The following is a 2,700-nucleotide window of genomic DNA, read 5'->3' as shown; positions in this document are numbered from 1 at the left end:
TGCGCCGCGGGACGTACTGGCCGGTGAGCAGTGTGGTTAGCGCCGCTCGCTCACCGGCCGGGTTTGTTGATGGGAAGGTAACTACGGTTTATCGGGTGTGGGCGGGAAATCAGCGGACGGAACCGGTTTGGGCTGCGGCCTCGGCACCAGCTCCTTTTGCCACTTGGCGGCTTCGTCTGGCTTGTCCCACTCGATGTAAAGTTCAACCAGACGCTGAATTGCTTGAGTCAGGTAAATCCTTTCGTAAGAGTCGTAGATGTGGGACTTTGCGTCACGGACCTTGAGGCTTGCGTAACCATCGAGCAGCAAGGGCTCGGCCTCGACGAGCTTCGCTTCGGCCGCGGCCGCGTCGGAAGCCTTCAACTCGTGGGCTAGGCCGAGCAGGGCGCCGCCCAGGTGCGACTTAACACTGCCGGGCAACGTCATCCAAGCATGCGGCTGGCTCGTGTCGAGGACGGCCACGCATTCACGCAGCAGCAACTCGGCTTCGCCATATCGCCCTTGGTGCAGTAAAGTCCTGCCGATCAGCGCCATGACTTCCATGGTTTGGGGATGAAGGGGACCGAGCCGGATTCGGCGCGAATCAAAGATCGTCCGGTAGAGCGATTCGGCCTTTGAAAAATCGTGAGCCCGATCGTACACTTCGGCGAGATTGCGCATGTGAACTGTTGCGTAAAAAGAATCCGGACCCCATTTGGCGGTCATCAGTCGAACCGCCTCTAGCTGATACTCGACGGCCTTTTCGAAATCTCCCGCCCGCGAATACGACTCGGACAGATAACATAAAGTCTCTCGCGTATACTTGTTGTCCAATCCGAACTCGGCTTTGAATTTGAAGAATGCATCGCGGGCTAGCTGCACGGCGTCTTCGAAGCGTCCCAACTCCCAATAGATGCGTGTGAGGTTGGTCACCCTGTGGAAAACCGCCCCAGCATTCTCTGGTCCTGTGTTCAACTGGGCACTGTTCCAGATCTCCTCGGACATAGTGACGTATCGCGTCCAATCCCGCTCAGCATCGTCGCCCCTTCCCAGGGCTTGATAGAACCGGCCGCGTCTCGCGTGAGCGTTGAACTGGTCGAAACTACCTCGGGCATTGCCAACGGCGGCCGAGTAGTCGGCTTCCGCCTCATCCAAGTGCCCTAGCTTCCGGTGGCATTCGGCTCGCGCCGTCCAGGCATCCACGTCGTCCTGCCTCAGGGCGATGCAGGCGGAAAAGTAGGCGATCGCCTCGGGCAGGCGATTGACTTCCTCCGCTGCCAAACAGTCACCGATGCTATACAGTGAATAATAGTGATTCGGCTGAACGCGGAGCGCGGCCTGGTAGAACGGGATCCGGGCTTGGACGTCGACTACATCCTGACTGGGTATGCAATGGTCCCACACAGTTCGAGCTTCTGTTGCGATAAACTGCCGCTCAGCGTCCGCCGCGGCCTGGTCGTCGTTCATTTGCGCGTGCGCCTTCCGGCGAAGGAACCAGAAGGCTCGTGTGGGCTCGTGGAACGAACGGGCACGGTCAAGCCATTCGAGAAGCTCTCCCTCCGGATGACTTTTGACCAGCAGCAACAGGGTCTCGTAGGCGGCCTCCCGCACTTGTTGATTCTGCTGGGGCGTAAGGTACGACCCATGAAGTTGGTCGAGCCACTTCGAATCGCTTAAAACGGCATACACGTCAAGTGCCTCTATGGCGAACAAATACGCTCTGCCGGTCTGCTGAGCATCTGTGGCGGTTTGCTGCGCATCCAGGGCTAACTGACTAAACGTCTCGTATCGTTCCAGGTCCGCCCGGCGAGCTTGGACTTCCGCCGCGAGCTCATCGACCTCGGCGACGGTTGCCGACAGCGCCGTACCATGTTCGCCCAGCCGGCCTTGGGCTTCGGCCATGCGCTGCCCGGCCAGGACCAGGTCGCCAGCTTCAATCGCCGTTCGCGCCGCTCCCAGGGATTGCTGAACTTGCTCGACAATCTGTCGCTGGCTTGAAACCCGTTGCACGTAGCTTGTGCCGAAGACAACGGTGGCGGCGACAAGCAAGAGTGACATCAGGGCCGTTGCCACGACGCGACGTCGGTGACGGCGTGCAAACTTGCGCCAGCGGTAAACGAGCGATGTGGGACGCGCTTGCACCGGTGCGTCATTCAGGTAGCGTTGCACGTCACCTGCAAAAGCACTGGCCGATTCATACCGGCGGTTGCGGTCTTTTTCCAGGGCTTTCATCACGATCCAGTCCAGGTCGCCCGCTAGCACGCGGCTAAGTTTCCGCTCATCGACGCCGCGGCTCTTGGAAATGGTCGAGTCGGCCATCGCGTCGAGCGTGCTGACGCGCTGACTGGGGCGGAGCGGCTCCTCCTCGCGGATGATCCGCCGCATCTCGTCGAAGCTGGCCTGTTTGAGCGTTTGAGCGTCGAACGGCGTGGTGCCGGTGAGCAACTCGTACAGCAGCACGCCCAGCGAATACACGTCGCTCCGCGTGTCAATGTCCAGACTGCTGAGCTCCGCCTGCTCGGGGCTCATGTAGAGCGGCGTCCCGATCATTTGCGAGAAGGCGGTGTACAAGGTGCGATCCGTGAGCCGCTGGTTGACCGCCTTGGCGACGCCAAAGTCGATCACCTTAGGGACGGGCGTGCCGTCGTGGAGCGTGACCAGGACGTTGGACGGCTTGAGGTCGCGGTGGATGATCCCCTTTTGATGCGCGTGCTGGACCGC

Annotated in this window: 1 protein-coding gene and 1 pseudogene; both read right to left on the bottom strand. The window is 60.4% G+C overall.

Going from position 1 to position 2,700, the window contains the following annotated elements; genetic code table 11:
* Positions 1-81: 81 nt before the first annotated feature.
* Positions 82-1,446: a tetratricopeptide repeat protein gene (locus tag SGJ19_05680; protein MDZ4779722.1), complete on the bottom strand. Its 1,365-nt coding sequence runs from the start codon at positions 1,444-1,446 to the stop codon at positions 82-84.
* 546 nt (positions 1,447-1,992) lie between these two features.
* Positions 1,993-2,700, bottom strand: a pseudogene (locus SGJ19_05675) (serine/threonine-protein kinase).

Source organism: Planctomycetia bacterium, assembly GCA_034440135.1.
Classification (GTDB): Bacteria; Planctomycetota; Planctomycetia; order Pirellulales; family JALHLM01; genus JALHLM01.
Note: the sequence above shows the minus strand (reverse complement) of the source record. Positions and strands in the feature narration are given on the sequence as shown.

What these genes read in the sequence shown, in the direction of transcription:
- SGJ19_05680 (MDZ4779722.1), bottom strand. Translation starts at nt 1,446, where the DNA reads ATGAACGACGACCAGGCCGCGGCGGACGCTGAGCGGCAGTTTATCGCA.